This window comes from Psychrobacter sp. TB20-MNA-CIBAN-0197 (assembly GCF_040309765.1).
In the GTDB taxonomy this organism is placed as follows: Bacteria; Pseudomonadota; Gammaproteobacteria; order Pseudomonadales; family Moraxellaceae; genus Psychrobacter; species Psychrobacter submarinus.
In genome coordinates this window covers 1-253 of record NZ_JBEOPC010001031.1, presented here as the reverse complement: position 1 = coordinate 253, position 253 = coordinate 1, and the positions used below count along the sequence as shown (strand labels likewise).

The window sequence follows — 253 nt, the reverse complement described above, 5'->3', positions numbered from 1 at the left end:
AATATGACCAGTACGCGAAGAACCCGTAAAGAACAAGCCATCAATCCCTTTGTGAGCAGCAAGGGCTTTACCCGTTTCTACTTCACCTTGAACGAGGTTGATTACACCGGCTGGTAAGCCTGCTTTTTCCCACAGTTTAAGCGTAAGCTCGGCAACTTTAGGAGTCAGTTCAGACGGTTTAAATACCACTGTGTTACCTGCTAAAAGCGCTGGCACAATGTGTCCATTAGGTAAGTGACCCGGAAAGTTATAC

The 253-nt window shown here is 46.2% G+C and carries 1 protein-coding gene; it reads right to left on the bottom strand.

Annotated elements, in window-relative coordinates:
• Positions 1-253 (bottom strand): aldehyde dehydrogenase family protein (locus AAEY83_RS17030; RefSeq protein ID WP_351061018.1); only part of this gene is annotated, 253 nt, incomplete at both ends.